24 protein-coding genes are annotated in these 26,821 nt (G+C 44.1%); 15 read left to right on the forward strand and 9 right to left on the reverse strand.

The features are described 5' to 3' along the window. Positions 1–64: 64 nt before the first annotated feature. From NSQ36_RS02145 to NSQ36_RS02175, 7 genes are read left to right on the forward strand one after another with little or no spacing between them, the layout of a single operon-like run. Positions 65–1,390 carry an LLM class flavin-dependent oxidoreductase gene (locus NSQ36_RS02145; protein ID WP_226804649.1) on the forward strand — a complete coding sequence of 442 codons (1,326 nt, stop codon included), beginning with the start codon at positions 65–67 and terminating at the stop codon, positions 1,388–1,390. Between the two features lie 17 nt (positions 1,391–1,407). Then, entirely contained in the window at positions 1,408–1,911 is a 504-nt protein-coding gene (locus tag NSQ36_RS02150) for a GNAT family N-acetyltransferase (RefSeq protein ID WP_003214146.1), read from the forward strand. A gap of 22 nt (positions 1,912–1,933) precedes the next feature. Beyond that, positions 1,934–2,728, forward strand: a complete 795-nt coding sequence (locus NSQ36_RS02155; RefSeq protein WP_050945492.1) for an amino acid ABC transporter substrate-binding protein — start codon at positions 1,934–1,936, stop codon at positions 2,726–2,728. Positions 2,729–2,752: 24 nt separating this feature from the next. Then, positions 2,753–3,427, forward strand: coding sequence for an amino acid ABC transporter permease (locus NSQ36_RS02160; RefSeq protein ID WP_003214174.1), 675 nt, complete (start codon positions 2,753–2,755; stop codon positions 3,425–3,427). 12 nt (positions 3,428–3,439) lie between these two features. Then, positions 3,440–4,186, forward strand: coding sequence for an amino acid ABC transporter ATP-binding protein (locus tag NSQ36_RS02165; protein WP_339206621.1), 747 nt, complete (start codon positions 3,440–3,442; stop codon positions 4,184–4,186). A gap of 33 nt (positions 4,187–4,219) precedes the next feature. Then, the gene (locus tag NSQ36_RS02170; protein WP_339206623.1) at positions 4,220–5,377 is read left to right on the forward strand and encodes an amidohydrolase; all 1,158 of its coding nucleotides are present in this window, start codon (positions 4,220–4,222) and stop codon (positions 5,375–5,377) included. Further along, positions 5,368–6,702 carry an MmgE/PrpD family protein gene (locus tag NSQ36_RS02175; protein WP_339206625.1) on the forward strand — a complete coding sequence of 445 codons (1,335 nt, stop codon included), beginning with the start codon at positions 5,368–5,370 and terminating at the stop codon, positions 6,700–6,702. The genes NSQ36_RS02170 and NSQ36_RS02175 overlap by 10 nt, the downstream gene beginning before the upstream one ends. 63 nt (positions 6,703–6,765) lie before the next feature. On the opposite strand, the gene NSQ36_RS02180 is transcribed toward NSQ36_RS02175, so the two are convergent. From NSQ36_RS02180 to NSQ36_RS02200, 5 genes are all read right to left on the reverse strand, one after another. Next, positions 6,766–7,611, reverse strand: coding sequence for a GAF domain-containing protein (locus NSQ36_RS02180; protein ID WP_003213998.1), 846 nt, complete (start codon positions 7,609–7,611; stop codon positions 6,766–6,768). 163 nt (positions 7,612–7,774) lie between these two features. Next, the gene (locus tag NSQ36_RS02185; RefSeq protein WP_339206627.1) at positions 7,775–9,151 is read right to left on the reverse strand and encodes an aspartate kinase; all 1,377 of its coding nucleotides are present in this window, start codon (positions 9,149–9,151) and stop codon (positions 7,775–7,777) included. A 173-nt stretch (positions 9,152–9,324) separates the two neighbouring features. Continuing rightward, positions 9,325–10,758: an MDR family MFS transporter gene (locus tag NSQ36_RS02190; RefSeq protein ID WP_050945497.1), complete on the reverse strand. Its 1,434-nt coding sequence runs from the start codon at positions 10,756–10,758 to the stop codon at positions 9,325–9,327. A 16-nt stretch (positions 10,759–10,774) separates the two neighbouring features. Continuing rightward, positions 10,775–11,641, reverse strand: coding sequence for a TetR/AcrR family transcriptional regulator (locus NSQ36_RS02195; RefSeq protein WP_226804653.1), 867 nt, complete (start codon positions 11,639–11,641; stop codon positions 10,775–10,777). Positions 11,642–11,778: 137 nt separating this feature from the next. Beyond that, positions 11,779–12,153 (reverse strand): hypothetical protein, encoded by a 375-nt coding sequence (locus tag NSQ36_RS02200; protein WP_050945499.1) that lies wholly within the window; start codon positions 12,151–12,153, stop codon positions 11,779–11,781. 122 nt (positions 12,154–12,275) lie between these two features. Here NSQ36_RS02200 and NSQ36_RS02205 point away from each other — a divergent pair, with 122 nt between their 5' ends. Beyond that, positions 12,276–12,587: a metalloregulator ArsR/SmtB family transcription factor gene (locus tag NSQ36_RS02205; RefSeq protein WP_339206630.1), complete on the forward strand. Its 312-nt coding sequence runs from the start codon at positions 12,276–12,278 to the stop codon at positions 12,585–12,587. Between the two features lie 30 nt (positions 12,588–12,617). Here the strand turns inward: NSQ36_RS02205 and NSQ36_RS02210 are convergent, their stop codons facing one another. After that, the gene (locus NSQ36_RS02210; RefSeq protein ID WP_339206632.1) at positions 12,618–14,042 is read right to left on the reverse strand and encodes a PLP-dependent aminotransferase family protein; all 1,425 of its coding nucleotides are present in this window, start codon (positions 14,040–14,042) and stop codon (positions 12,618–12,620) included. 108 nt (positions 14,043–14,150) lie between these two features. Between NSQ36_RS02210 and gabT the strand changes: the two genes are divergently transcribed. The 3 genes from gabT to NSQ36_RS02225 are packed head-to-tail and all read left to right on the forward strand — an operon-like array spanning position 14,151 to position 18,246. Then, positions 14,151–15,467, forward strand: coding sequence for a 4-aminobutyrate--2-oxoglutarate transaminase (gene gabT / locus NSQ36_RS02215; protein WP_050945505.1), 1,317 nt, complete (start codon positions 14,151–14,153; stop codon positions 15,465–15,467). A gap of 21 nt (positions 15,468–15,488) precedes the next feature. Beyond that, positions 15,489–16,877, forward strand: coding sequence for an APC family permease (locus tag NSQ36_RS02220; protein WP_339206635.1), 1,389 nt, complete (start codon positions 15,489–15,491; stop codon positions 16,875–16,877). Then, positions 16,852–18,246: an NAD-dependent succinate-semialdehyde dehydrogenase gene (locus NSQ36_RS02225; RefSeq protein ID WP_284905705.1), complete on the forward strand. Its 1,395-nt coding sequence runs from the start codon at positions 16,852–16,854 to the stop codon at positions 18,244–18,246. Before NSQ36_RS02220 ends, NSQ36_RS02225 begins: the two co-directional genes overlap by 26 nt. 48 nt (positions 18,247–18,294) lie before the next feature. Here the strand turns inward: NSQ36_RS02225 and NSQ36_RS02230 are convergent, their stop codons facing one another. The 3 genes from NSQ36_RS02230 to NSQ36_RS02240 all read right to left on the reverse strand — a co-directional run bounded on the left by NSQ36_RS02230 (position 18,295) and on the right by NSQ36_RS02240 (position 21,354). Further along, a complete protein-coding gene (locus NSQ36_RS02230; RefSeq protein ID WP_003213835.1) occupies positions 18,295–18,891 on the reverse strand; it encodes an NAD(P)H-dependent oxidoreductase in 597 nt (198 codons plus the stop codon). Between the two features lie 197 nt (positions 18,892–19,088). Then, positions 19,089–19,703 (reverse strand): DUF1775 domain-containing protein, encoded by a 615-nt coding sequence (locus NSQ36_RS02235; protein WP_003214390.1) that lies wholly within the window; start codon positions 19,701–19,703, stop codon positions 19,089–19,091. Between the two features lie 16 nt (positions 19,704–19,719). Continuing rightward, positions 19,720–21,354, reverse strand: a complete 1,635-nt coding sequence (locus NSQ36_RS02240; RefSeq protein WP_212046377.1) for a copper resistance CopC/CopD family protein — start codon at positions 21,352–21,354, stop codon at positions 19,720–19,722. A gap of 506 nt (positions 21,355–21,860) precedes the next feature. Between NSQ36_RS02240 and NSQ36_RS02245 the strand changes: the two genes are divergently transcribed. From NSQ36_RS02245 to NSQ36_RS02260, 4 genes are all read left to right on the forward strand, one after another. After that, the gene (locus NSQ36_RS02245) at positions 21,861–23,303 is read left to right on the forward strand and encodes a PTS mannitol transporter subunit IICB (RefSeq protein ID WP_212046378.1); all 1,443 of its coding nucleotides are present in this window, start codon (positions 21,861–21,863) and stop codon (positions 23,301–23,303) included. A gap of 95 nt (positions 23,304–23,398) precedes the next feature. Next, positions 23,399–23,833 (forward strand): PTS sugar transporter subunit IIA, encoded by a 435-nt coding sequence (locus NSQ36_RS02250; RefSeq protein WP_012008933.1) that lies wholly within the window; start codon positions 23,399–23,401, stop codon positions 23,831–23,833. A gap of 1 nt (position 23,834) precedes the next feature. Further along, the gene (locus NSQ36_RS02255) at positions 23,835–24,956 is read left to right on the forward strand and encodes a mannitol-1-phosphate 5-dehydrogenase (RefSeq protein WP_268459639.1); all 1,122 of its coding nucleotides are present in this window, start codon (positions 23,835–23,837) and stop codon (positions 24,954–24,956) included. A gap of 97 nt (positions 24,957–25,053) precedes the next feature. Beyond that, positions 25,054–26,802 carry a methyl-accepting chemotaxis protein gene (locus tag NSQ36_RS02260; RefSeq protein ID WP_137055613.1) on the forward strand — a complete coding sequence of 583 codons (1,749 nt, stop codon included), beginning with the start codon at positions 25,054–25,056 and terminating at the stop codon, positions 26,800–26,802. The last annotated feature ends 19 nt before the right edge of the window (positions 26,803–26,821 follow it).

Consider the following 26,821-nt stretch of genomic DNA (forward strand, 5'->3'; position numbering starts at 1 on the left):
AGAAAAATGTATCTTACGAGGACTTCAGTTTGATACATCAGGATATAGAAAGGATGAAGAACAAGTGTCACAGCCGAAAAGGAAGCTCAAGCTAGGCGTATTCATCGCAGGAACTGGACATCATGTTGCCTCTTGGAGACATCCGAATGCCGTATCAGATGCAGCCATGAACCTGGATTATTTTAAACAATTAGCGAAAAAAGCAGAGGAAGGAAAGCTAGATTTACTCTTTTTAGCCGACAGCTTATCCATTAACCAAACCTCTCATCCGAATGTACTGACGAGATTTGAACCGCTTACCCTGCTTTCGTCCATTGCTGAGTCTACTTCATCAATTGGTTTAGCAGCAACAGCATCCACTACATACAGTGAGCCTTTCCATATTGCAAGACAGTTTGCCTCCCTTGATCATTTATCAGGCGGAAGAGCGGCATGGAATGTGGTCACATCTTCTATTGAAGAAACAGCGAAAAACTTTAGCGGAGAAGAGCATTTAGCCCACCATAAACGATACGAGCGAGCAGAAGAGTTCGTCGAGGTCGTGAAAGGTCTTTGGGATTCTTGGGAGGAAGACGCCCTTGTCAGAAACAAGGAAACGGGAGAATTCTTTGAATCTAGTAAGCTTCATGAGCTCCAGCATAAAGGAGAGTTCTTCTCAGTACGAGGTCCTCTCAATGTATCACGCACGCCTCAAGGGCAGCCAGTGATCATTCAAGCAGGATCATCCGAAGATGGTCAAAAGCTTGCAGCAAAGACAGCTGAACTCATTTTCACAGCACAAAACGATCTCAAAAAAGCGAAGGAATTTTATCAAAGCTTAAAGGAGAAAGTAGAGGCTGCTGGTCGTGCTAGAGAGGACGTCAGCATCATGCCGGGCATCTTCCCGATTATTGCTGATACAGAGGAAGAAGCCAAAGCGAAATATGAAGAATTACAGGAGCTGATTGTTCCTGAGATTGGGCTGAGCATTCTGCAAAACTACTTAGGTGGGATTGATCTGTCTCAGTATCCTTTAGACGGACCGCTTCCAGAGATTGATCCAAGCACGTCAAATGCGGTAAAAAGCCGTTTTGATCTCGTGATGAATATGGCGAGAAAGGATCACCTGACCATTCGCCAGCTCTATCAATCGGTTGCCGGCTCTCGTGGTCATAATATTTTCATTGGTACACCGCAGCAGCTCGCAGATGTGATGGAGACATGGATCAATGAAGAAGCAGCAGACGGCTTTAACGTCATGCCGCCGCTATTGCCAGAAGGGCTGGATATGTTCGTAGACCGCGTCGTCCCAATCCTTCAGGAAAGAGGCTTATTCAAAACAGAATATACAGGACAAACTTTACGAGAAAATCTAGGATTAACTGAGCCAAAAAATCGCTACACGACATAAGGGTGAGGTGACTAACGTTGGGATACACGTTTCGTCTGGCAACAGAGGCAGATATAGAGGCACTGCTTGAACTGACAACAAGAGCCTATGAGCCAATTCGTGAGCTCGGCATCCAGTTCCAAGCAGCACATGCTGATTTTGCTCTCGTTCAGAAAAATGTACAAAAGAATCTTTGCTATGTGATGGAAGAAAACGGAGAGCTTCTATCCACCTTGTCGCTCCGTATGCCTTGGGGAGAACAGCCAGGCCCGTTCGGCGTCCCTCACATTTGGTGGTTTGCCTCAGAACCATCCGCCAAAAAAGGGACAGGCTCTGTCTTGCTGGAATGGGTGGAAACCGAAGTGTTGAGGGATACCTTGAAGGTGCCATACGTATCTCTAGGTACAGCTGATAAGCATCCGTGGCTCATAGACATGTATGAGCGCAAAGGCTACGTCAGAGCAGGAGAAAAGGATTTAGGCAAGGGGCACATCACGGTTTATTTTAAAAAACAACTAAGATCAGATATCACACAACCATAAAAGGAAAGAAGGGTATAAGAACATGAAAAACAAAAAGTGGCTAGTCGTTCTATTTGCAGCAATGCTGGCAGTTTTAGCAGCTTGCGGCGGGGGCAATCAGGGTGAAGGCAAAGATGAAAAAGTATTAAAGGTAGGTGCCACAGGACAAAGCTATCCGTTTGCCTATAAAGACAATGGTAAGCTTGTTGGCTTCGATGTCGAAGTAACTGAAGCGGTTGCGAAAAAGCTCGGCTACAAACTAGACTGGCAGCTGAGTGAATTCAGCGGACTCATGGGACAGCTGACATCTGGTAAGCTGGATACAGTGTCAAACCAAGTCGCAGTCACAGATGAGCGTAAACAAACGTTTAATTTCACTGATACGTACGCTTATGCAGGAACACAAATCATTGTGAAAAAGGACAACAACGACATCAAAGGTCTTGATGATTTAAAAGGAAAAACAGTGGCGGCGGTTCTTGGCTCTAACCACGCCAAAAACTTAGAAAGCAAAGATCCGGACAAAAAAATCAATATTAAAACATATGAAACGCAAGACGGTGTCTTAAATGAAGTGGCAAATGGCCGCGTAGATGCTTATGTCAACGGACGCAGTGTATTACTTGCTCAAATTGAAAAAACAGGTCTGCCACTCAAAATCGTTGGCAACCCAATTGTGTATGAAGAAGTAGGCTACCCATTTGCCAAAGATAAAAAGCATGACAAGCTAAGAGAAGAATTTAACAAAGCGATTAAAGAATTAAGAGAAGACGGGACACTTAAGAAATTGTCTGAGAAGTATTTCAAAGACGATGTCACAGTGCCAATTAAAAAATAACGACAGCGGCGGTGAAGAGCAGACATGAACAAAATTGATTGGCAGTATATGGTGACCGTTTTTCCGACATTGATCCAATACTTGCCGATAACGATCTTCATGGCGATTGTCTCCATGGTATTTGCCATTATCATTGGTGTGGTATTCGCGCTCATTACGAAAAACCGGATACCTGTTTTATACCAATTTGCCAAGCTGTATATTTCTTTTTTCAGAGCGGTTCCAACCTTGGTTCAGCTCTTTCTCATTTATTTTGGTCTTCCGCAGCTATTCCCTGCGATGACCTCAATGGATGCCCTAACAGCGGTCATTATCGGATTAAGTATTAAAAACTCAGCATACTTAGCAGAAATTTTCAGAGCGGCCCTTAATTCTGTAGATGAAGGGCAACTGGAAGCTTGTCTATCTGTCGGCATGACAAGATGGCAGTCTTACGTCAGAATTATTTTCCCGCAGGCAATTAGAAATGCGATTCCAGCGACGGGGAATACCTTTATCGGTCTTTTAAAAGAAACATCTCTTGCCTTTACGATTGGTGTGGCAGAAATGTTTGCACAAGGGAAGATGATTGCATCGGCGAACTATAAATACTTTGAAACCTATTTAGCCGTAGGGATTGTGTATTGGGTGATGACCATCATTTATAGCTTCCTTCAAGACCTATTTGAACGAAAAATCAGCAAACCTTACCGGAATTAAGGAGGTGTGGACATGATCAAGCTCAGCAATTTGAAGAAATCATTCGGCGAACTTGTCGTCTTAGACGGAATCAATCTCGATGTGCAAAAAGGGCAGGTTGTGGCCATTATCGGACCTTCTGGCTCCGGTAAATCCACCTTGCTGCGCTGCTTAAATTTATTAGAAATACCAGATGAAGGCACGATTGAAATTGGCGATGCGAAGCTCGATGCGTCTAAATATACACGAAAAGAAGCCCATCACCTGCGTCAACAAACGGCCATGGTGTTTCAAAACTATAATCTATTTAAAAACAAGACAGCACTGCAAAACATCACAGAATCACTGCTTGTGACGAAAAAAATGACGAAGCAGCAGGCAAATGAGATTGGAATGAAGCTGCTGAAGCAGGTAGGGTTAGAGCAAAAGGCTGACAGCTATCCAGTCACGTTATCTGGCGGACAGCAGCAGCGAATTGGGATTGCCCGCGCATTAGCCGTTGGTCCACATGCGATTCTACTCGATGAACCAACGTCAGCACTTGATCCAGAGCTTGTCTCAGGTGTGCTTCAAGTCATTAAATCCATTGCGATTCAAGAAACAACGATGATCATCGTCACACATGAAATGGCGTTTGCAAGAGAAGTGGCAGACCATGTGATTTTCATGGCGGATGGTCATATTATTGAACAGGGCACACCAACTGAGCTATTTGATGAAACGAAGAATGAACGGACAAAACGATTTATCCAAAAAGAAGCAGCGGCTGAAGAAGCATAAGCTGCTTTTTACTCTTTAGAGGGGTGAGTATCAGTGAAATCAATAGGAAATGAAGCATTAAACAAACGTTTAATTAACATTCGCCGAGCGCTTCATGAGCATCCAGAGCTGGCATTTGAAGAACATGAAACGACTAAAAAACTGCGCGGCTGGTTAAATGAAGAAGGGATCACCGTACTCGATTTTCCAGCTCTTCAAACAGGTGTTGTCTGTGAAATCAAAGGAGAACAAGAGGGACCAACAATTGCCCTGAGAGCCGATATTGATGCACTTCCGATTGAAGAAGCATCTGGCGAACCATTTTCTTCAAAGGTACCGGGCAAAATGCATGCATGCGGACATGATTTCCATACAGCTTCTATCTTTGGAGCGGCTCTTTTATTAAAAGAACGGAAACACGAGATCAAAGGAACGGTCCGCATTTTGTTCCAGCCGGCTGAGGAAGTCGCGCAAGGAGCGAAACATGTCATAGAGGCAGGCGTTTTAGATGGAGTGGATGCGATTTTTGGTATGCACAACAAACCTGACCTGCCAGTTGGCACTATAGGCATTAGAGAAAAAGCGTTGATGGCAAGTGTAGACCGGTTTGAAATAAATATTAAAGGAACGGGTGGTCATGCAGGTATTCCGAATCATACGGTGGACCCGATTGCCATCAGCGGGCAGATCACAAGTGCTCTTCAGCAAATCGTTAGCCGCCGCATCAGCTCATTGCATCATGCAGTTGTCAGTATCACACGCATTCAAGGTGGTACTTCATGGAATGTGATTCCTGATCGTGTTGAGATGGAAGGAACCGTTCGGACGTTTGAGCCTGAAGTAAGAGCGATGATTCCAGAGCTTATGAAACAAATCGTGAGTGGGATTGCCGAGGGATTTGGGGCGAAAGGTGAAGTGAAATGGCATCCGTATTTGCCTTCTGTGTTGAATGACGATCGTTTGACAAAGGTGGTCGAAGAAACGGCAAGTGCACTGGATCTCACAGTCGTTCAGGCAGAGCAGTCACCGGGCGGAGAAGATTTTGCCCTTTATCAAGAACACATTCCAGGCTTTTTCGTATGGATGGGGACAAGCGGTACCGAGGAATGGCATCACCCTGCCTTTACATTAAATGAAGGCGCACTTCCTGTTGCCGCTGCCTTCTTTGCTGAGCTTGCTGTTCGGGCATTGGAGTCACGATCATGGAACTAACAAAACAACTGGCAGAGGTTGTACTGTCTGCTCATCCACTTCAAGACCAGAGGGCGGTAGAAATGGCTCGAAATGGTCTGTTAGATGCTGCGGCAGTAGCGCTTGCTGCGAAAGAGGATGAAGGAATTCAAAAGCTCATGGCACTTGTGGAACAAGAAGGCGGAGCAGCTCAAATTCCTGTCATTGGACAAGGGAAGAAGGTCAGCCGTCAATCCGCAGCGATGCTGAACGGCTACCTGATCCACGCCCTTGATTACGATGATGTGCATTCAGACGTGAGAGGACACCCAAGTGCAGTCATCATTCCAGCATTGCTATCACAGCTATCAGACGGCAAAGGGTTTGGCGATCGATTTTTAGCAGCCTACATCACCGGTGTTGAAGTGATGGCGAGGCTTGGCGAATCCATCGGCAAGGCGCATTATGAACGGGGCTGGCATAATACCGGAACCCTTGGAGCCATTGCGGCAGTATGTGCCATTGGGTATTTAAAACAAGTTTCTCAGGAAGAGCTGACGAAGGCAATCGGCTTTGCCGGAGCGCAATCGGCCGGAATGCGAAAGCAGTTCGGCTCTGATATGAAACCATTACAAGCCGGCTTAGCGGCTAAAACAGCTGTCTGGTCTATGGATTTAGCTTGTTCAGGTTTCGGCGGGAATGAAACGGTTCTTGATGGCACGCTTGGTTTCTTTTCTCTCTATGGAGATCAGGAGCGTGCGGAAAGTCGTTTACTAGAGGGGTATGGTATAGCGTGGCGTATTGTCTCGCCGGGGCTGTGGTTCAAAGTATACCCGTTCTGTTCAGCTGCGCATCATGCAGCCGATGCGATCCAATCCTTAATGAAAGAGCATCCTTTCTTACCGGAGCAGGTGAAACAAGTAGAGGTCCTATTCCCGCCTGGCGGAGATGCAGCGCTTATTGAGCGGGCACCTTCGACTGGAGAAGAAGGACGATTCAGTGCCGAATACGTGATCGCACTTGCCGTGTTTGGACAGACGCTCACGCTGGATCACTTTGCGAAAAAATCCATTCCATCACACATGCGCACATGGATGAAGCGGGTGAGCAGAGGATATGATCAAACGATAGAACCCCATCCAGACGCAGTCCCAAAAGATCGCTTTACGATTGTGAAGCTTACCTTATCTGATGGCACCATCATTAGCGAACGAGTCGATATTCCGCGGGGCGCACCAGGCCATGCATTATCGAAAGAAGACATCATGCAAAAATTAAACAGTGTCACTGACGCATCACATGCACAGAAGATTGTACAAGTTATTGAAGACGGAAACGATTCTTCTTATTTGCAGCTGTTGGCATGATTGAAAAAGAAGAAAAAGGGCTAAAATAAACATCATTTTAGCCCTTTTTGTATATATCATTTCTTAATCCATTTTGGTAAACGTCAAGCCAATATGAGCAAGTGCCTGCGGCAAGTCTTTCCGAATGGTGATGTCTTTAAATGAAATATTCGATTGAATCGCACTTAAAGCAAGGTCTTGTTTAATCCCTGTTAAAACAGCCGAAATCCCTAAAAGTCTCAGCGTTTGTGCATAGCTGACCAGATATTGAATGCTCTGTTCATTCAGGCGTTTTGTTCCCGATACATCAATGACCAAATGAGAGAGCGACAGCCTATAGCTTTCCTGTAAAATGGTTTCTAATATATGCTGAGCACGTGTCTCCTCGATATCACCAAGTAGAGGAAGCACAGCGACACCGTCAACAACTGGGACGATCGGTACAGATAATTGCTGAATCTGCCGGTTGGCACGGTCTAGTTCGAGGACGTAGCTTAATAGAGAAGCCATTGTTTCAAACATATGCACATGTTCTTCTGTGAATTGCTGCGGTCTTAGATCAAGCCCGCAAATCGTTCCGTAGTTCGTACCATCTGTAAAATCAATCGGCACTCCGATGAATGATCCACCTTGAAGACGTTTCGTAACTTCTAAGTATTTAGAACGATCATCCAATGATATATCAGGGATCACAAGCGTATCCTGATGATCAACCGCCAACTTGCAAAATGTCTTCTCGTAAGGAATTTCTTCTCCTTCTTCAAGAAGCTGCTCGTCATGATTTAGCACCTTGACAATCTGATTGGTGGTTTGATCGTTTTTAGCAATAAACAGTGTATTCACATCAGTGAATTGACTCATCATATTTAGAATACTCGTAGAAGCATCATGAAAATTGCGAAACTGTTTTAATAGTTGTTGACGAGGCATTGTTTTAGGACTCCTTGTAGCTCCGATCATAGGCCGGAACAATAGTTGGTTTGTCTCTATCATACAAAATCAAACGAGAAATAGATATACTTTAATGCGCGAATCCATGTGAATCGAGTGAGAACAAAAAGACTGCCGATCCTGGGATCTGGCAGCCTGCTGATTAAAGAGAGACAGGGACGGTAGACATAGAGAAAAATTCCTCATACAACGCTTGAACGGCTTCTTTTTCTTGAGCCGCTTTGACGCCAAACATCATGCTGACCTCTGAAGATCCTTGATTGATCATTTCAATATTGACCTTCGCTTTTGACAGCGCCTTTGCTGCTCTTGCTGTGGTGCCAACATTGTGGCGCATCGCTTCTCCTACAACCATAATGAGAGAGAGATGCGGCTCTAAAACGACCTCATCTGCATCAAGCACATGCTTTAAGCGATCGAGTAGCTCTTGTTCAATATGCTGCTCCTCCAGCTGATCCTGCCTTAAAATAATGTTCATATCATCAATGCCAGAAGGGACGTGCTCATACGTAAGCCCATATTCCTCTAATGTTTGCAGCACCTTACGCCCAAATCCGACTTCTCGGTTCATCAAATATTTGCTAATATAAATGCTGCAAAATCCGCTGTCTGAAGCGATTCCGACAACGGGTCCATTTGTATGATCCCGCTGGTTCACAATTTTTGTGCCTTTTGCCGAGGGATTATTGGTGTTTTTAATCTGCACAGGAATGCCTGCACGGAAGGCCGGAATGAGTGCTTCATCATGGAACACAGAAAAACCAGCATAGGACAGCTCGCGCATTTCCCGGTACGTTAGCTCTGTAATCTCCTTCGGCTCATGAACGATCGTTGGATTGACAGCGTAGACAGCATCCACATCTGTAAAGTTTTCATACACATCTGCCTTCAAACCGTTTGCCAAAATGGAACCGGTAATATCGGAGCCGCTGCGAGAAAAGGTGACAATGTCTCCCGATAGACTAAAGCCAAAAAAGCCAGGGAATATGATGATGCCAGAGCGCTCTCTTAATTTATACAAATGATCATATGACTCCGGTAAAACTTGCGCTTGACCAGGCTCATCGCTCACAAATAAACCAGCTTCCTTTGGATTCACATAGTGAGCTTCGACACCTTGATAGCGGAAATAGGCGGCAATGAGTTTTGCGTTATTGTCTTCACCGCTTGCTTTGATGGCATCAAGATATCGCTCAGGATGAGACGTATCAGCCTGTAAAAGAGCATCTAGATCTTGCCGGATGGTGTCAATCACGTTATGACTTAAGCCGAGTTCATCCGCAATCGAGGCATACCGCTTGATGACGGCTTCCTGTAAGTCATGTGCTTCGCCTAAACGTAAATATTGCTCACCACAGCTAATTAATAGATCGGTGACCTTCGTATCCGTTGAATGCCGTTTTCCTGGTGCGGAAACAACGACTGCTTTTCGAGCTGGATCTGCTGTTACAATGTCAAATACCTTTTGCAGCTGCTTGCCAGATGCAAGTGAACTGCCACCAAATTTAACGACCTTCAATGCATACATCTCCTAAAGTAAAAATTTTCTCACAAATTGAATAGTTCCTATTATCAACTCTTTTCTTCAAATTATCAAGGTTTTTCTTCACTAGAAATACAAATGTATTTTCTGAGAGGACGGTATAGCGTGAGTATATGAAAAAAGAGCCGGCAATATGCCGAGCTCTTTTCTTATGAAGAAGATGATGAGGAAGATAGCTCCTGCTTCATCACTTTATTATTGCGTTTTTCCTTTAAGAAAAAGGAGAGGACAAGCCCAATGACCGCAATCAGACCAGAAATGAAGAATGACGTATTCATTCCATGAACGGCTGATTTTAATGGGCTGGCTAATTCTGCATTTGCAGCAGAGCTGCTCATGATGGAGACAAGCACAGCCGTCCCAATGGAACCGCCCATTTGTCTCATCGTGTTATTCATCGCTGTCCCATGCGGGATCAAATGAGGTGGTAAAGAGTTAATACCTGCTGTTGTCAGCGGCATCATGATCATCCCAACCCCGATTAAGCGAAGCGTGTAAGCGACCGTAATGAGGGCGATCGATGAATCAAGGGTGAGCAGCATAAATGGCAAGGTCGTCACGGTAAGTATCGTAAACCCGCCTAATGCCAGCCCTTTTCCGCCGACTTTATCAAAAATCCGTCCAATAATTGGTGAGAGGAGCCCCATAAAGAGAGCACCTGGCAATAAGATCAGTCCTGTATCAAGAGCAGACAACCCTCTGACATTCTGCGTATAGAGCGGCAGAATCGTCTCTGTCCCAATCAATAAAGCAAAGACAAGCATCCCAAGAAAGGTCGTCAAGCTAAAGATTGCAAACTTAAAGACACCAAATTCAAGCATCGGTCTTGTCAAATTCGACTGGCGCAGAATAAAGAAGAACAAGCTCACAGCGCCGACAATCAACGAAATGAGGACAGTGGCACTTGTCCAGCCGTATGTGCCAACACTAGAAAATCCGTAAAGCAGTCCGCCGAAACCGAAGGACGACAAGATGACAGATAAAACATCAATACGTGTCTCTCTTTGCTGCGTTACATTTTTCATTAAGAAGAAAGCAAGAATGAGATCAATGATACCGATTGGCAGAACAATATAGAACAAGAACTTCCAGCTGAAGGAATCAACAATCCAGCCGCCAAGTGTCGGTCCAAGAGCTGGTGCGAAAGATATGACAAGTCCGACCATGCCCATTGCCTGCCCGCGCTTTTCTTTCGGGAAAATGGTTAAAAAGATCGTTTGCATCAGCGGCATTAAAATCCCTGCGCCAGCTGCCTGCACAATACGCGCTGCAAGTAATACAGGGAAATTCGTAGCGAATGAAGCAAGAATGGTACCGGCTGTAAAGATGCTAAGCGCTGTTAAAACTAAAGAACGGCTTGAAAATTTCTCGATTAAGAAAGCCGTGATCGGGATGAGAATCCCGTTTGTCAGCATAAAGGCTGTGGTGAGCCACTGTCCTTTGCTGACATCAATATTGAATTCCTCCATGATATGTGGGATCGCTGGTATGAGCAGCGTTTGGTTTAAAATCGCCACGAATGCCCCAACGAGGAAAATCCCCACAATCACAGATCGATTATACGATGTTGTAGATTGGTTCATGTTATCCCTTCTTTATCTATAAGATGATGCTTTTCAGCTGTGACACGTTTTGTGATAAAATGCTATTTTTGCCTAAATAATCGAGTAGTGAGCTGATTAAAAAGGTTCTCGGTTGGTCCTTTGATAATTCTTCACTTAGCAGTTCAAACGCAGAGAGGAAATCGTCCTTTTCTTCCCCGTTTACCAGTGTGTGAAGCTCTTGTTTAATCTTCGTTAAGTACGAGATGACAAGCTTTTCTTCATCGTATTCGTCCTGTGTGGAAAGCAAATAAGAGTCCATCAGCTGATCTGTTAGCACAGGCTCAATAGAGCAAGGCTTTTTCGACACACGGTCCATCACGCCGATAATCATTTCGGCGGCATTTTCTAATTGGATGTTCTTGCGCTCAATCGCCAGCATTAAAATGAATTCTCTCATTAATCCGTTGAGGACAATGACAAGATCCCAGACGTAAGGCGCAACAGATTCACCATATGTGCTTAAAATAATGTCTCTGTGCCGCTGCATGATAATGGAGCGTGTCTCACGTAAATGCTTAATCACAATGGGCGAATGCTGTGAAAAAGCTTCAAAGGACAGCATATTCAAAAATTTATGATTCTCTTTAAACTCTTCAAGCTCAAGCTTGATCTTCTTTGTGAATTTTTCCTTTTTGGACAGCGTCGTTTCTGAATGAATGATCTGAGAAATCTCTCTCATTTTGCACTGATTGTATTTAATCAGTTCTAATAGAAGAGCTTCCTTTGAATCAAACAGCTTATAAATAGACGCTTTTGATATTTTACAGGCATCGGCAATTGACTGCATGGAGACACTCATATAGCCTTTTTGAGAAAATAATTTCTTCGAAACCCGCAAAATCTCTTCTTGCTTTTCATTCATCTTCATAAGTCCTTTCCGAATCGGCAAAACCATATGGTCACAATGGAAACCGAGTGGTCACTTTTGCAATGATAACAAAACCAATGACCTATGACAAGAAAAGAAACTTAAAAAACACCTATCTTATGACAGGTGTTTTATCCTTCTGCATGTGCGGCATATATGATGATCTGTCCGTTAAGTTCAGCGATCAAAAGGTCTTTTCGCTCCTTTACAGAGTAAATCGCTGTCCCTTTTTTCAGCTGGGAAGCTGTGCCGTGATTAAAATGTTCGGCAGCTGTTTTCTGAATCACACCTAATTGCTGATCTTTAGTGACGGTTAGTTGATGGGTCCAATCTACATTTGCTTCATAGACAGTTTTTTCCCATTGAAATAAATCTGCCTGTTCATCGAGAGCTAATAACTCTTCTGCACTAGGTGGTTTAGATTCGGCATACCGGACGGATTGGCATCCACATAAGCAAATGGCGAGTAACATCATACATAAGTAAGTCCATATCTTTCGTGTCAAATGAGGTCCTTCCCTTCAAGAAAGCTTGTATATGGTCATAGTCGTTTGCGAAGGATGTATCGTTACTTTATGAGGCGAGTAAGAAAATTGTATGTTGGCACAAAATACGATACATTTATCGTATGAATAATCCAATCTATCCAACCCAAAAAGACATGAGACTGATTTCTGTGCTGCACGCTTTGGCTGATCCTGTCCGTTTAGAAATTGTCCGCTGTTTAGCGGAAACGGGGGAGAGGACATGCGGCACATATGAAATGAACATTGCCAAATCTACGCTTTCCCATCACTTCAAAGTGCTGAGGGAGGCAGGCATCGTGAAAGTGAGAATTGACGGAAAACACCGCTACTATTCTTTAAGAAAACAAGACATCGAGACCGCTTTTCCTGGACTCGTGTCATCCATTTTAGCCGTAGATAAAGAGCGGTGGTAAGCCAGCTGTCTAGTAAAGCAGCTGGCTGTTTTATTTTCCATAAATCGACTCATACAGTCGTTTTACCGCTGGCTCAATATCCTCTGGTCGCATATGAGAGAAGCCAAGAACGAGTGGAACAAATCCTTCCTGATGCCCCGGTAATTGCTCATCAAGGGTAAAACGGTCCATTCCATACATTTTCAGCTTTCTTTCTTTGGCTCGCTGTAAAATCTCATGCTGCGTGCGGTTTGAACGGAACTCTGCGATAAAATGAAGTCCAGCATTTTCCCCAATAATCCGCACGTTGTCAGCAAAAACCGTGTCGAGCTCTTCAATGAGCTGCTTCCGCTTTTCCTCATATAAACCATTCATTCTTTTAATATGCCGCTGATACGCCCCATCCTTTATAAAATGAAGAAGGGTGTGTTGTGTAAAAAGGTTGGCCGTTTGAATGAAAAAGTGCTGTTCTTCCTTATAGCGTCTTAATAAATGCTGCGGGAGCACCATGTAGCTTAGCCTTAAGCCTGGTAGCAATGATTTTGAAAAGGTCCCCATATAAATGACTTTGTCATATCGATCCAAACTTTGCAGCGCTGGAATGCTGTCAGTCCCATACTTGAATTCACTGTCATAATCATCCTCAATGATATAACGGTCATGCTCATCGGCTGCCCAGTTTAAGAGCTGAATCCGCCGGGAAATTGGCATAATCACCCCTGTTGGGAATTGATGTGAAGGGGTAATGATCAACACATTCGGCTCTTTCTTCTGAATGTCACTCATCCGCACTCCTTTTTGATCAATGCCTATCGTTTCAATTCGGTGATGATTGTTTTTTAGCATTTGATAGAGCCGGCGATAGCCAGGGTTTTCTAACCCGTATACTTGATCGGCTGGAAGAATACTTGATAACGAATGGATAAGCGACTGCGTGCCTGCACTTAAAATGAGCTGTTCTGGATAGCATTTGACTCCTCTTGCCAGCCCGATTAACCGGGCAATCGTTTCCCGAAGCTCGTACACACCTTGTGGATGCGGAAGCTCGCCAAACGCTTCTTGGTGGAGGCTGATCGCCTTTTGTTCACTTTTCAACCAGCTTTTAAAGGGAAAATGAGTGGTATCGACTGAGATATGTGAAAAGGAATACCAATCGTCCCGTGCAATCGGCTCTTCCTTTAAATCTGTTGGGAGTGTAGAGGGTTTCAGCTGACCTGATTCATGAAACGTTTCTAGTGATTCCACGAAAAAACCTTTGCGTTCAACCGAATATAAATATCCCTCGGCAAGCAGCTGCTGATATGCGCCATTCACTGAATTGACGCTGACATTTAAAGTATCGGCTAACTCTCGTTTGGAAGGTAATTGATCATGCGGCTGAAGGTTTCGATTTAAAATTTCACCTTTAATTTTCGTGTAAATTTGATGATAAATAAATCCGTTTGCCCCTGTTTGGTCTAGTTGAATTGTCAGCATCTTGTCATTCCTTCCTCTCTGGTACCATGAAAAAAATGATATTGGTACTTTCTATCATACCAAAAAATATTCAGAATAATAAAAAAGACATAAAGGGGATGGATGACAATGAGTCAAACGACAACAAACCGTTTTTCAACAGAGGAATGGCAGGGGAAAAGAGATCAATATGTCGCAAGAGGCGTGAGTAATGGCAACCGTCATCTTGCAGCAAAAGGGAAGGGAGCCGAGCTGTTCGATATCGATGGGAAACGTTTTATCGATTTTGCCGGTGCTATCGGTACGTTAAATGTAGGGCATTCACATCCAAAGGTTGTGGAAGCCGTCAAAGCACAGGCAGACAGTCTGATTCACCCAGGATTCAACGTGATGATGTACGAATCGTATATTGAATTAGCTGAAAAGCTATGCCGCCTCACACCAGGCGATCATGACAAGAAAGCCATTTTTCTCAATTCAGGCGCAGAAGCCGTTGAAAATGCGGTGAAAATTGCACGTAAATATACGAAAAGACAGGCCGTTGTCTCGTTTACAAGAGGCTTCCACGGCAGAACGAATATGACGATGAGCATGACGAGTAAGGTCAAGCCATATAAATTTGGGTTCGGACCATTTGCGTCAGAGGTGTATCAAGCGCCATACCCGTATTACTATCAGAAGCCAGAAGGGTTAAGCGATGCAGCCTACGATGAGTACATCATTGATCAATTCAATCAATTCTTCGTCGCTGCCGTTGCACCAGAAACCGTTGCGTGTGTGGTCATGGAGCCAGTCCAAGGGGAGGGCGGATTCATTGTACCATCGAAGCGTTTTGTTCAGCATGTCGCTTCATTCTGTCAGCAGCACGGGATTGTCTTTGTAGCAGATGAGATCCAAACAGGCTTTGCGAGAACAGGGAAATATTTTGCGATTGAGCACTTTGATGTGGTGCCTGACTTAATCACGGTGTCAAAATCACTTGCAGCTGGCCTGCCGCTGAGCGGTGTCGTCGGCAGAAAAGAACTGCTTGATGCGGCAGATCCAGGGGAGCTAGGGGGAACATATGCAGGAAGTCCATTAGGCTGCGTGGCAGCACTAGCGGTTCTTGATATTATTGAATCAGAACAACTAAATCAACGATCTGAGCACATCGGACAAGTCATTGAGGACAAAGCGAATGAGTGGAGAAGTAAGTACTCATTCATCGGGGAAGTACGCCGATTAGGGGCAATGGCGGCGATTGAAATTGTGGAAGATCAAACAACGCGTACACCAGATAAGAAAACAGCCGCAGCGATTGCAGTCTATGCAAACAAGCACGGACTACTCTTATTAACGGCAGGGATTAATGGGAATATTATTCGCTTTTTAACACCACTTGTCATCACAGATGAGCTGCTTCATGAAGGACTAGGGATCATCGAGGACGCCTTCAAAGCACGCTAAACAACAAAGGGGGATGGTTGTATGCAAAAACAACAAATGGCAAAAACCATGTCGCAGTCTGACGTACTGTTTTTATCCATTGGTGCAATGCTTGGATGGGGCTGGGTTGTACTTTCGGGAGATTGGATTTTAACAGCTGGATTTTTAGGCAGTGTGATTGCCTTCGTTATAGGCGGTATTCTCGTCATTTTTATTGGACTGACGTATGCTGAGCTTTCGTCTGCGATTCCAGAGACAGGCGGAGGGCTCGTCTTTGTCCAGCGGGCATTTGGGATGAAATCAGCGTTCGTCTCAGCATGGGGCGTATTGTTTGGTTATGTGTCCGTCATTACGTTTGAGGCTGTTGCCTTGCCGACAGTTATTGATTATGTGATTCCAACACAGCATGTTGGCTTCCTATGGAATATAGGGGGATGGGACGTTTATTTCACATGGGTATTGATTGGTTCTGGCGGTGCACTGTTTTTAACAGCACTGAATTACATTGGGGCAAAGCCCGCAGCCATTTTTCAGTCTGTGTTCACAGTAGCGATTATTTTGACAGGCTTTCTCCTTTTAGGCGGCGCGACTTTTAATGGAGATTTTGCAAACCTTGAGCCAATGTTTCAAGGCGGGGTTGGCGGGCTTATGGCCGTATTAGTCATGATTCCTTTTTTATTCGTTGGGTTTGATGTGATTCCGCAAGTAGCCGCAGAGATTAATGCGCCAAAGAAAATCATTGGGAGAATTTTAATTATCTCCATCGTGAGTGCGGTCGTATTTTACCTACTTATTGTCATTGGGGTAGCTGCGGGGCTATCAAAAGGACAGCTTGAAGCCTCTTCATTGGCGACAGCAGATGCCATGGTGCAGCTTCTCGGTCATCAAGCATTTGGGACAGTGCTTGTCATTGGCGGTGTAGCAGGGATTGTGACGAGCTGGAATGCTTTTATTATCGGTGCAAGCCGTATTCTATACGCGATGGCGGAAAGAGGCATGATTTCCAAATGGTTTGCGTATATTCATCCAAAGTATAAAACGCCGACAAATGCCATTTTATTTCTTGGTGCTTTGGCCTTTTTCGCTCCATTATTAGGGCGCCCTGCTCTCGTATGGATTGTCAATGCAGGCGGTGTCGGGATCATCGTCGGGTACTTAATTGTGTCCATTGCCTTTATGAGACTTCGCAAAGTAGAACCAGAGCTTGAGCGTCCGTACCGCATTAAGTATTGGCGAACGACAGGCGTTTTAGCCATCGGGCTGAGTCTCCTGTTTCTTTCATTTTATTTTCCAGGGATGCCGGCCTCCTTATCATGGCCAGCTGAATGGATATTGCTTTTAGGTTGGGCACTCATTGGGTATATACTATATGTAATGAATCCAAGAACGAAGGAGACGGTAGAGCATGACAAACGAACTCAAAGTGTATAATCCTGCAACAGGAGAAGAAATTGCTTCAGTTGCTCAGCATACAAAAGAACAGATCGAAGACGCCATTTCGCGCTCACATCAAGCATTCAAAGCATGGGCAAAAACGTCAGCGCATGAACGTGCCAATATCATTCGCAAGTGGTTTGATCTCATGATTGAACATAAAGAAAGGCTCGCAAAAATCATCACGGAAGAAAACGGGAAGCCGTATCAAGAAGCATTAGGCGAAATCGTTTATGCGGCTGGATATATTGAATGGTACGCAGAGGAAGCCAAACGAATCTACGGCAGAACCATTCCGTCACATACGACGAACAAACGCCTTTTTGTCACAAAGCAGCCAGTTGGACCTGTTGCGGCCATTACACCGTGGAATTTCCCAGCAGCCATGATCACGAGAAAGGCAGCACCAGCACTTGCAGCGGGCTGTACCTTTATTGTGAAGCCTGCCGAAGATACGCCGCTGACGGCTATTGAACTTGTAAAATTAGGCCACGAAGCCGGAATTCCAGAGGATGCCCTGCAATGGGTGGTTGGAGATGGAAAAGAAGTCGGTGAAATATTCACAGATAGTCCATTGATTCGCAAAATCACGTTCACAGGCTCAACGCCAGTCGGAAAGCATTTGATCAAAAACAGTGCAAGTACAGTCAAGCACGTATCAATGGAGCTTGGCGGTCATGCCCCGCTCATCGTAGACAAAGATGCCAATCTCGAACTAGCTGTCAAACAAGCAGTGGCATCTAAATTCCGTAATGCAGGACAAACCTGTGTCTGTGCCAACCGCTTAATTGTGCATGAAGACATTCATGAAGCATTTGCTCAAGTCTTTAGCAAAGAGGTCGAAAAGCTGAAAGTGGGAAATGGCTTTGAAGAGGGCACATCCATCGGCCCAATTATCAACAAGCGTGGCTTTGATAAAATTGTCAGCCAAATTCAAGATGCAGTCGATAAAGGGGCGAAAATCCTTGTCGGCGGAGATACGCATTTCGATGATGACAAGTCGTATTATTTTGTCCAGCCAACGGTTCTCACACATGTGGACCCTTCCATGAACATCATGCATGAAGAAACCTTTGGACCAGTGGCACCGATTACGACGTTCAAAACGCTAGATGAAGCGATTGAATTAGCGAACGATACACCTTTTGGTCTTGCAGCTTATTTCTTTACAGAAAATTATCGAAACGGCCTCTACATCTCAGAGAATCTTGATTACGGGATTATTGGCTGGAATGATGGCGGGCCATCGGCTGTTCAAGCACCATTCGGAGGAATGAAAGAAAGCGGAATTGGCCGTGAAGGCGGCATCGAAGGGATCGAACCTTATTTAGAAACCAAATATGTATCTATTGGTTTAGACGAATAGACGTGAAAAAGACTGTCCGAATAAGGAATCTCGGCAGTCTTTTTTATGTTAAACAGCCGGCGGAAAAAGCTGCTCCACCGTTTCTTTTGTTTCTTTCAGAATGTCGTGGATGTAATCTGCTGGTGCCTGCTCCATGCTGCTGAACAAAAGTCGTTCAACAGGCTCAACACCAATAAAATTGAAGACTTCTGTATCTGATGTCATTCGGTGGGAAGCGGAAACGATCCGGTTAGAGTCAAGAAAGGTCCTTGGAGCATCGTGCGTGTTGATAATGACACCTTTTTTGTGCCGAAGCAGGTTTTCAATAGCCCCATGCTCATTGATTTGATAAGCGAAGCCCTCAGAAAAAACGCGTTCTACATAGCCCTTTAGCATAGCGGGTAAGCCTGTCCACCAAATGGGGAAAATAAACGTTAGGACATCTGCTTGCTGAATCAGCTTCTGCTCTGTTTGAATGGCAATTGGGAGATCACCCCGTTTGATCGCAGCCTTTTCCAAGATGCTTAGTTCTGGTGAAAAACCAAGAGCATAAACATCACGAACAGTCACTTTATGACCATTGTTCAAAAGAGTGCTGACAACAAGATCTAATAAGGTTTGATTTAAGCTTTGCTGGGGATGAGCAAATATAATTAGATGGTTCATCTTATAGCCTCCTAGGTGGTCATGTGTCTCATTATGGCATGCGTCATCATCCTATTCAATCCTATATTGGTAATAATAGGTTGGGAAAATGGAGGTTGATCGTCCAAGCTTGCAGGCAAAGCCTTGCATCTCGTGTTCAGGCAAGGTGGAAAGAAACAAAGCGATCGTTTCCGTGAAAACGATCGCTTACGAATCAATTATTTCTTTCTAAAAGCAAGCACAAGCGCAATCAGTGCTACGACTAGAGCAGCAATGGACAACCCTAGCACAAGTGGTGAAGAAGAATTGGAGGCTGTTTCAGATGCCTTTTCTTCTTTTGGTTTTTCTTGACCATGTGAATCCGTTACCGTATTAGATGCGACAATGTTTGTGATCGAATGCGGCTTATCAGCATCTTGATCGCCAGTCCATTCAACGACCGTTCCATCCTTATAATATTGATACGCATCCCATGCAGCTTCGCCTGCTTTTTCAGGGTTTTTCGCTACAAAAACGAATTGCTGGAACTGTCCGGCAAGCACGCCTTTACCCGTTGCTTCCCAAGTCACTCTTGTTACCTTGCCATCTTTTTCTTCAGTTGACGTTTTCCATCCAGAGACTGGCTCATATTGTTGGAATTCGACGCCTTTAGGTATTGTCAAGACAACCTTAGTCGTTGGGCTGTCACTCTCAGAAGGAACTTTTAACGTATAGGTTTCCCACGCATTTGTCGCAGACGTATCAGGTTTGACTGTGACGTGAGCACTCACAGGAATCGCCAATAAAAATGAAGCGAGAAGCATTGGTAATAAAGCTTTAACGTATTTTTTCATATGGTATGAACTCCTTTTAGTTTCTTCTAATAAATGTGGTATCAATATTTTCAAAAGAACCAGTTAACGCATGGATGTCAATTTTCCAAGTACCTTTTTCATTTAACAAGAGGTTTTCAGCAGAGTAATGACCATTTTTTAATCGTTTCAGCTGAAATTCACTCGGTTTCTCTTCACCGAATAAGGTGACTTTATGGATCTTGGCTGACACAGATTGAATATCAGTAATCGTTTGTCCATCCTTCTTCGTAAATGCGACCTCGAATGTGTTTTTGCCCGGGGCATTAGGGGTAATGCTCATGGACACAATGTCACGATGCTCCACTTGGTTTGCGCCGAAGAACGGCTCAGGTGCAGGCGGAGGAGGGCTCGGGATATTGGTGAATACAGCTGTTAATAACAAGATAGCGATTCCGATGATCCACTCAGCTCGTAACGAAACGTTTTGTTTCTGTTTCTTTTCCCATCTTAGCATCAAGTAATGGACAAGCCCAAGAAGGCCCATCAAGATAAATAAGCCAAGCTTGATTAAAAAGGTTCGTCCGTATGCTGATTCGAAAAGAGCATCAAACGATTGCAAAATAAAGATCGCATTTACAAATCCTGAAAACACAATGAGTCCAACAGAGAGCAGTGCCCAAGGGTGAAACGCTGTTAACGTATTCCGTAAGAGCGGCTGATCTTCATTTGGCAGCTTCTTCAACAATAAAAGCACAATGGCTGTTAAACCACCGACCCAGATTGATGCAGAAACGAGATGGATGAAATCAAGTGACGTTGTCAGTATTTTATTATCCGTTGCTGCTGGATGTCCGATTTGTGCCTTCAGCCAGAGAAGTACTGCGAATAGGAGCAGTGGAAACAACCATACCCGAAAAGAAGTGAAATCCCCTTTTTTCATCGCAACTAGGCTCCAAATGGTTAGAAGCACAAATGACACCATGAGCATCATCCACAAACTACCGCCAGAAGTCGATGCAATGGTTTCTTGTAAAAGCGCTGGCTGAAATGCTCCCCAAAAAGACACGTCTGCTGCTGATTTTGTTTGAATCGGCAGCTGGAACACGAGTGCTCCGCCCATCATGACCAGTGACAATGTCAAAAGCCATTTCATTCTTTTCGCTAATACAGGTGAAATGGCTGCTTTAAACCAAAACAGTCCAAACAAAATGGTCCCGAGAAATAAGCTAAACGACGTATAAAGAAAGGCTTTGTCAATGGTTGAGGCAACATCGATGGATTCATTCGTTTGACCTTGATCTAATTGGTCAAAACCGCCATCCGCTTTGCCAATACTAAACGGGATCATGCCAGAGACAGAGTGCCCGTCTGCTGATACCGCATTCCATTGAATGGTGTAAATTCCCTTTGGTAAACCCTTTTTTAAAGCAGCTTCCATGATTTTTTGATCTTTGATGACCGTATCACCTTGATCCACACGATCCCCTTTTGCATTTAGCACCTTAATGGCATGAAATCCACTTTCAATTCCTTCACTAAATGTGATAGAGACCGAAGGAGGCTGCTTCTCCAGCTCTTCATTTGCTGCTGGATTCGAGCTGACGACGTATGCATGGGCAAATGCTTCCTTTGGAATGAAAAAAGCAAACGTAACGATAAGGAGCAGAAGCCACTTACTATGTTTCAACAAGTGTATAACCGCCTTTCTACCTATGAAAATGTCTCATGTATCAGAAAGAAAGCGGCAGTAAACTGTGAGTCACAGAAAAAACCGCTCCTCCTATTGTGCCGCTCACTCTAAAAGGTAAACGAAACAAACAGCAAGATGGTTCACTTTTTCTGTGTCATGTCTGCGCAGACATTTCTTGATTGAATAGGTTTGATCATGTATAAGCCTATTCGATTTAAGAAGAGGAAACAAGAAGTGACGATTTGAAAGTTGTGAAATTCCAATGAATTTTGCGTCAAAACCACGGCACATCAACTTTTTTACTCTATTTGTCCTATGCTCTGACAGAGAATTCACATCATATTTCAATTTTGTCACACACTAAGTGACAAAGTGACATTTAGTTTCAATTGAAGAGAAAGTGAAAGCGTTTTACGATAAGGTTAAGGGCTTCACTGACACTTGTTCTTATATCTTTTGACCTATAAAGCCCTAAATAAAGGGAAAGAAGAAAGGAGTTTTCATAGATGCAGGAAAAAAGCGGATTCCGCGTAAAAGTACAGCGCTTTGGAAGCTATTTAAGCGGCATGATTATGCCGAATATTGGAGCATTTATCGCTTGGGGACTCATTACGGCATTATTCATTCCGAGTGGCTATTGGCCAAATGAACAATTAGCTTCACTTGTTGGCCCAATGATCAACTACTTACTGCCGCTCTTAATTGGTTACACAGGCGGTAAACTCGTATACGACCATCGAGGCGGGGTACTCGGTGCAACTGCGACGATTGGGGTCATTGTCGGTTCGGACATTCCAATGTTTTTAGGTGCCATGATCATGGGACCACTTGGCGGTTACTTGATTAAGAAAATTGATCAGCTCTTCAAAGATCGAATCAAATCGGGCTTTGAAATGCTTGTGAATAACTTTACGGCAGGGATTTTAGGTGCCATTCTTGTCGCGATTGCCTTCTACGCCATCGGACCAGTGGTACTTGGTCTAAATAAAGCCCTTGCGGCAGGTGTAGATATCATTGTGAATGCACATTTGCTTCCGCTAGCAAGTATTTTCATTGAACCAGCGAAAGTCTTGTTCTTAAACAATGCGATTAATCAAGGGATCTTAGGTCCTTTAGGAGTAGAGCAAGCGGCGAAGACAGGGCAGTCCGTTCTGTTCTTGCTTGAAACAAACCCAGGGCCAGGTTTAGGTGTTCTACTTGCATACATGTTCTTCGGAAGAGGGAATGCAAAGCAGTCTGCACCGGGTGCGATTGTCATTCAATTTTTAGGAGGAATTCATGAGATTTACTTCCCGTACATCTTAATGAAACCAAAGCTCATTTTGGCGGTGATTGCAGGGGGAGCGAGCGGCGTTCTGACCTTTACCCTGTTAAATGCAGGCTTAAAGGCTGTGCCGTCACCAGGAAGTATTATCGCTCTCATGCTGATGTCACCAAAAGGCGGACATCTTGCTGTTCTAGCAGGTGTTGTCGTGGCTACCGTCGTCTCATTCCTTGTCGCTTCTGTGATTTTAAAAGCTTCAAAAGCAGTTGACGAAGACTTAACAGCAGCAACAGAAAAAATGCAGGACATGAAAGGGAAGAAAAGCGCAGCCGCCTCTGCTCTTACAGCACAAAAAGAAGACGCTGAAGCAAATGAGCAAGCAGCATCTCCAAGTGATGTCAATCCAGATGATGTGAACAAAATCATCTTTGCCTGTGATGCAGGAATGGGCTCAAGTGCGATGGGCGCATCCATCTTAAAGAATAAAGTCAAAAAGGCAGAGCTTGATATTGATGTGACAAACACATCCATCAGCAACATTCCAAATGATGCTGATGTGGTCTTCACTCATAAAGATTTAACAGACAGAGCCAAGGCAAAATTGCCAGGCGCTGTGCATATCTCAGTTGATAATTTCTTAAACAGCCCGAAATACGATGAGCTAATTGAGAAATTGAAAAAATAACATGGCGAAACGGGTTGAGTTCAATTTTTCTTCATTGAACTCCCCGTTTTGGTTGTTTTCCTGATTTTCCATTCTAAAAAAAGGTGTGATCATTCATGAAACAAGTACTATCAAAAGACAATATATTTCTTAACGAACAAGCAGGCTCGAAAGAAGAAGCCATTAAAAAAGCAGGCGAAGTCCTAGTGGCAAATGGCTATGTCACAAGTGATTATGTTGACAAAATGTTTGAAAGAGAAAATATCTCGTCTACATTTATGGGCAACGGGATTGCGATTCCTCATGGAACAGAGGATGCGAAAGCAGCTGTCCTTCATTCTGGGATTTCCATCATTCAAATTCCAGATGGCGTTGAATACGGCGAAGGAAATATCGCCAAAGTCGTCTTTGGCATCGCAGGTAAAAACAACGAACATCTCGATATTCTTTCTCAAATTGCGATTGTCTGTTCAGAAGAGGAAAATGTAGAACGCATCATCCATGCAAAGGATCAGGATGAATTGATCGCCATCTTTAACGAGGTGAACTAACATGAAGGCACTTCATTTTGGAGCAGGGAATATTGGCAGAGGGTTTATCGGTTCTTTGTTAAAAACATCAGGCTTTGAGCTTGTCTTCACTGATGTAAATGAAGCGGTCATCAACGAGCTGAATGCAAGAGGAGAATACACGGTTGAACTCGCAGCACCAGGTCAGAAGCAAGAAGTAGTCGGTCCAGTGACAGCGATCAATTCTGCACAAGACCCAGCGGCATTAACAGAGGCGGTGGCATCAGCCGATTTGATTACAACAGCTGTTGGACCAACCGTTTTGAAGATCATTGCTTCATCGATTGCTGAAGGATTGAAACAGAAAAAGCCTGACCATATCATCAACATCGTGGCATGTGAAAATATGATTGGAGGCAGCTCTCATTTAAAAGAAGCCGTTTTCTCTCATCTAACAGAAGAGGAACAAGAAGCGTTATCAAAAACAGTTGGTTTTCCAAACGCTGCTGTGGACCGCATTGTGCCGATTCAGCACCATGAGGACATTTTAAAAGTATCAGTCGAGCCATTTTTCGAATGGGTCATTGATGAGACTGGCTTTATTGGGGACGTTCCTCAAATTGACGGAGCGACCTTTGTACAAGATTTGACGCCGTATATTGAGCGCAAGCTCTTTACTGTCAATACAGGACATGCGTTAGCTGCGTATGTCGGGTATCAGCAAGGCGTTCAAACGATTAAAGAAGCCGTCGATACACCAGAGATTCGCCAGGTGGTTGAAGGTGCACTGCACGAAACGGGCAGTTATTTAATCGACACATATGGCTTTGAAAAAGAAGAACATGATGCGTATATTCAAAAAATCATCAAACGATTCGAAAATGTTTTTATCTCCGACGAAGTCACTCGCGTCGCACGCTCTCCTCTTAGAAAGCTAGGAGCAGATGACCGTTTAATCGGTCCGGCGAAAAAGATCAAGCAGCCAGAGTACTTAATCAAAGGCATTGCTGCAGCTCTCGCTTATGACTTCGCCGAAGACGAAGAAGCGGTTCGTTTGCAGGCATTAAGAAAAGAAAAAGGCATTGAAGGTGTGCTGGAAGAAGTATGTGGCCTCACGCCAGCAGATGATCTCTATCAAGCCATTCTTAAAGAAACAGATCGATAATTAGAAAATCCCTTTCCAACGAGTGAAAGGGATTTTTTGATGACTTTTTAATACTTTACCCCGTTTGTCGATATATGAAGTAAGGGGGAATTTGTATATGAAAAGGAAAATGTTTGCGTCAAGGAGTGTCTTTTTTCAATTAATGTCTGCCATTATCGTCATCACGATCTTAACCGGCGGACTTGTTGGGACAACGGGGTATTTATTAGCGAAACATGTCTTAATTGATGCGGGGAAAGCCGATTTAAAGCACATCGTCAGCGGAGCAATGGCTACACTTGAACAGTTGAATGATCGTGTAGAGAAAAAAGAACTGACGATTGAACAGGCACAGGAACAAGCCCGCATTTACTTGAGCGGGCCAAAAAATGACAACGGGAAAGGGTACCAATTTCAAAAGTCAGATTTTATCTATAAAAATAAAGGCTATCTTGTCGCATATGGAGCAGATTATTCCTCTCAAGTCCATCCTGTCAATGACATTGGCGTCATTCCAGATAACACGACCAATCGTGAAAAAATGGTCGCTGGAGCCAAATCAGAAGGCGAGGATGCACACTATGTGACCTATTTAGATAAGGACGATGCCACTGGGGAAGAAAAGCAAAAGCTTGCCTATATGAGCCAGTTCACGCCCTGGAATTGGAGTATCGGCATCGCCGTCTTCCAGGATGAATTTTATAAAGAATTAGAGCAGATGAAGCTCTATATCATGCTCATTACAGCAGGTGTCGCTCTTCTCAGTCTTGGCGTCTTTTATTTAGCTGCTCGAGGAAAGGTCAGACTGCTCAAGCAAGTCACTGCTGCTTCAAAAGAAATTGCGGAGGGGAATCTTGAACGCACGAGTTTAAAAGAGACAACAGATGAAATTGGACAGCTGGCAAAAGGCTTTAATCATATGTCAGGAGAACTCCGGACACTTGTAAGCGGTCTACAGGAGACGAGCAGTCAACTCGTCGAATCAGCCACAGATTTATCAGCAATATCTGAAGAAACCTCAGCCAGCAGTGAAGAGATTGGCAGAGCGATTGGTGACATATCGACTGGAACGCTTCATCAGGCATCTGACCTTGATGTAGCCAATCAACAAATGACCCAGTTCAATCAATCGATTGAGAACGTCAAAGAACAAAGTGACCAAATTAAACGAATCTCTGACCAATCGAATCAATCTTCGCAGCAGGGCCAGCAAATTGTTCAGCAATTAAAACAATCAAATGAACAATCCATTCAAGCGTCTCAAGGCATTAGAGCAGGCATTGAGCAATTAAGTACAAAAGTACAGGATATCTCTAAAATTACAGATACGATTGAAAGTATTTCAAATGAGACGAATTTACTTGCGCTGAATGCCAGCATAGAAGCAGCACGCGCAGGAGAGCACGGTAAGGGCTTCTCGGTTGTGGCGAGTGAAGTGCGGAATTTAGCAGAGCAGACAAAACAATCAGCTGTGCAAATTCAGCAAATGGTACAAGGCATTAAAGAAGAAACGACGGCAACAGCCGACATGATGTCAAACACAATGGATCGTTTCGCTGAGTTAGATGACGCGGTACATGCAACAGAACATGAATTCAATGCCATCTCTACGTCGATTTCACAAACCATCGTTGAAACAGACGCCATGGCAAAAGAGCTGAATGCATTACTAGAGCAAAACGACCTCATCACAAAAGCCATGCAAGGCGCAGCCCATATTTCTCAGGAAAATGCCGCTGCGATCGAAGAGATCACCGCATCCACAGACGAACAAGTGACAGCCATATCCAATGTGGCAAAAGCAGCAGAAAGGCTCAATGAACTAAGCATACGATTGAATCACGATATTGCGCGCTATCGTCTATAAACCATTTTGACTGAACGTC

This window comes from Bacillus sp. FSL W8-1143 (assembly GCF_037965155.1).
Taxonomy (GTDB): domain Bacteria; phylum Bacillota; class Bacilli; order Bacillales; family Bacillaceae; genus Bacillus; species Bacillus pumilus.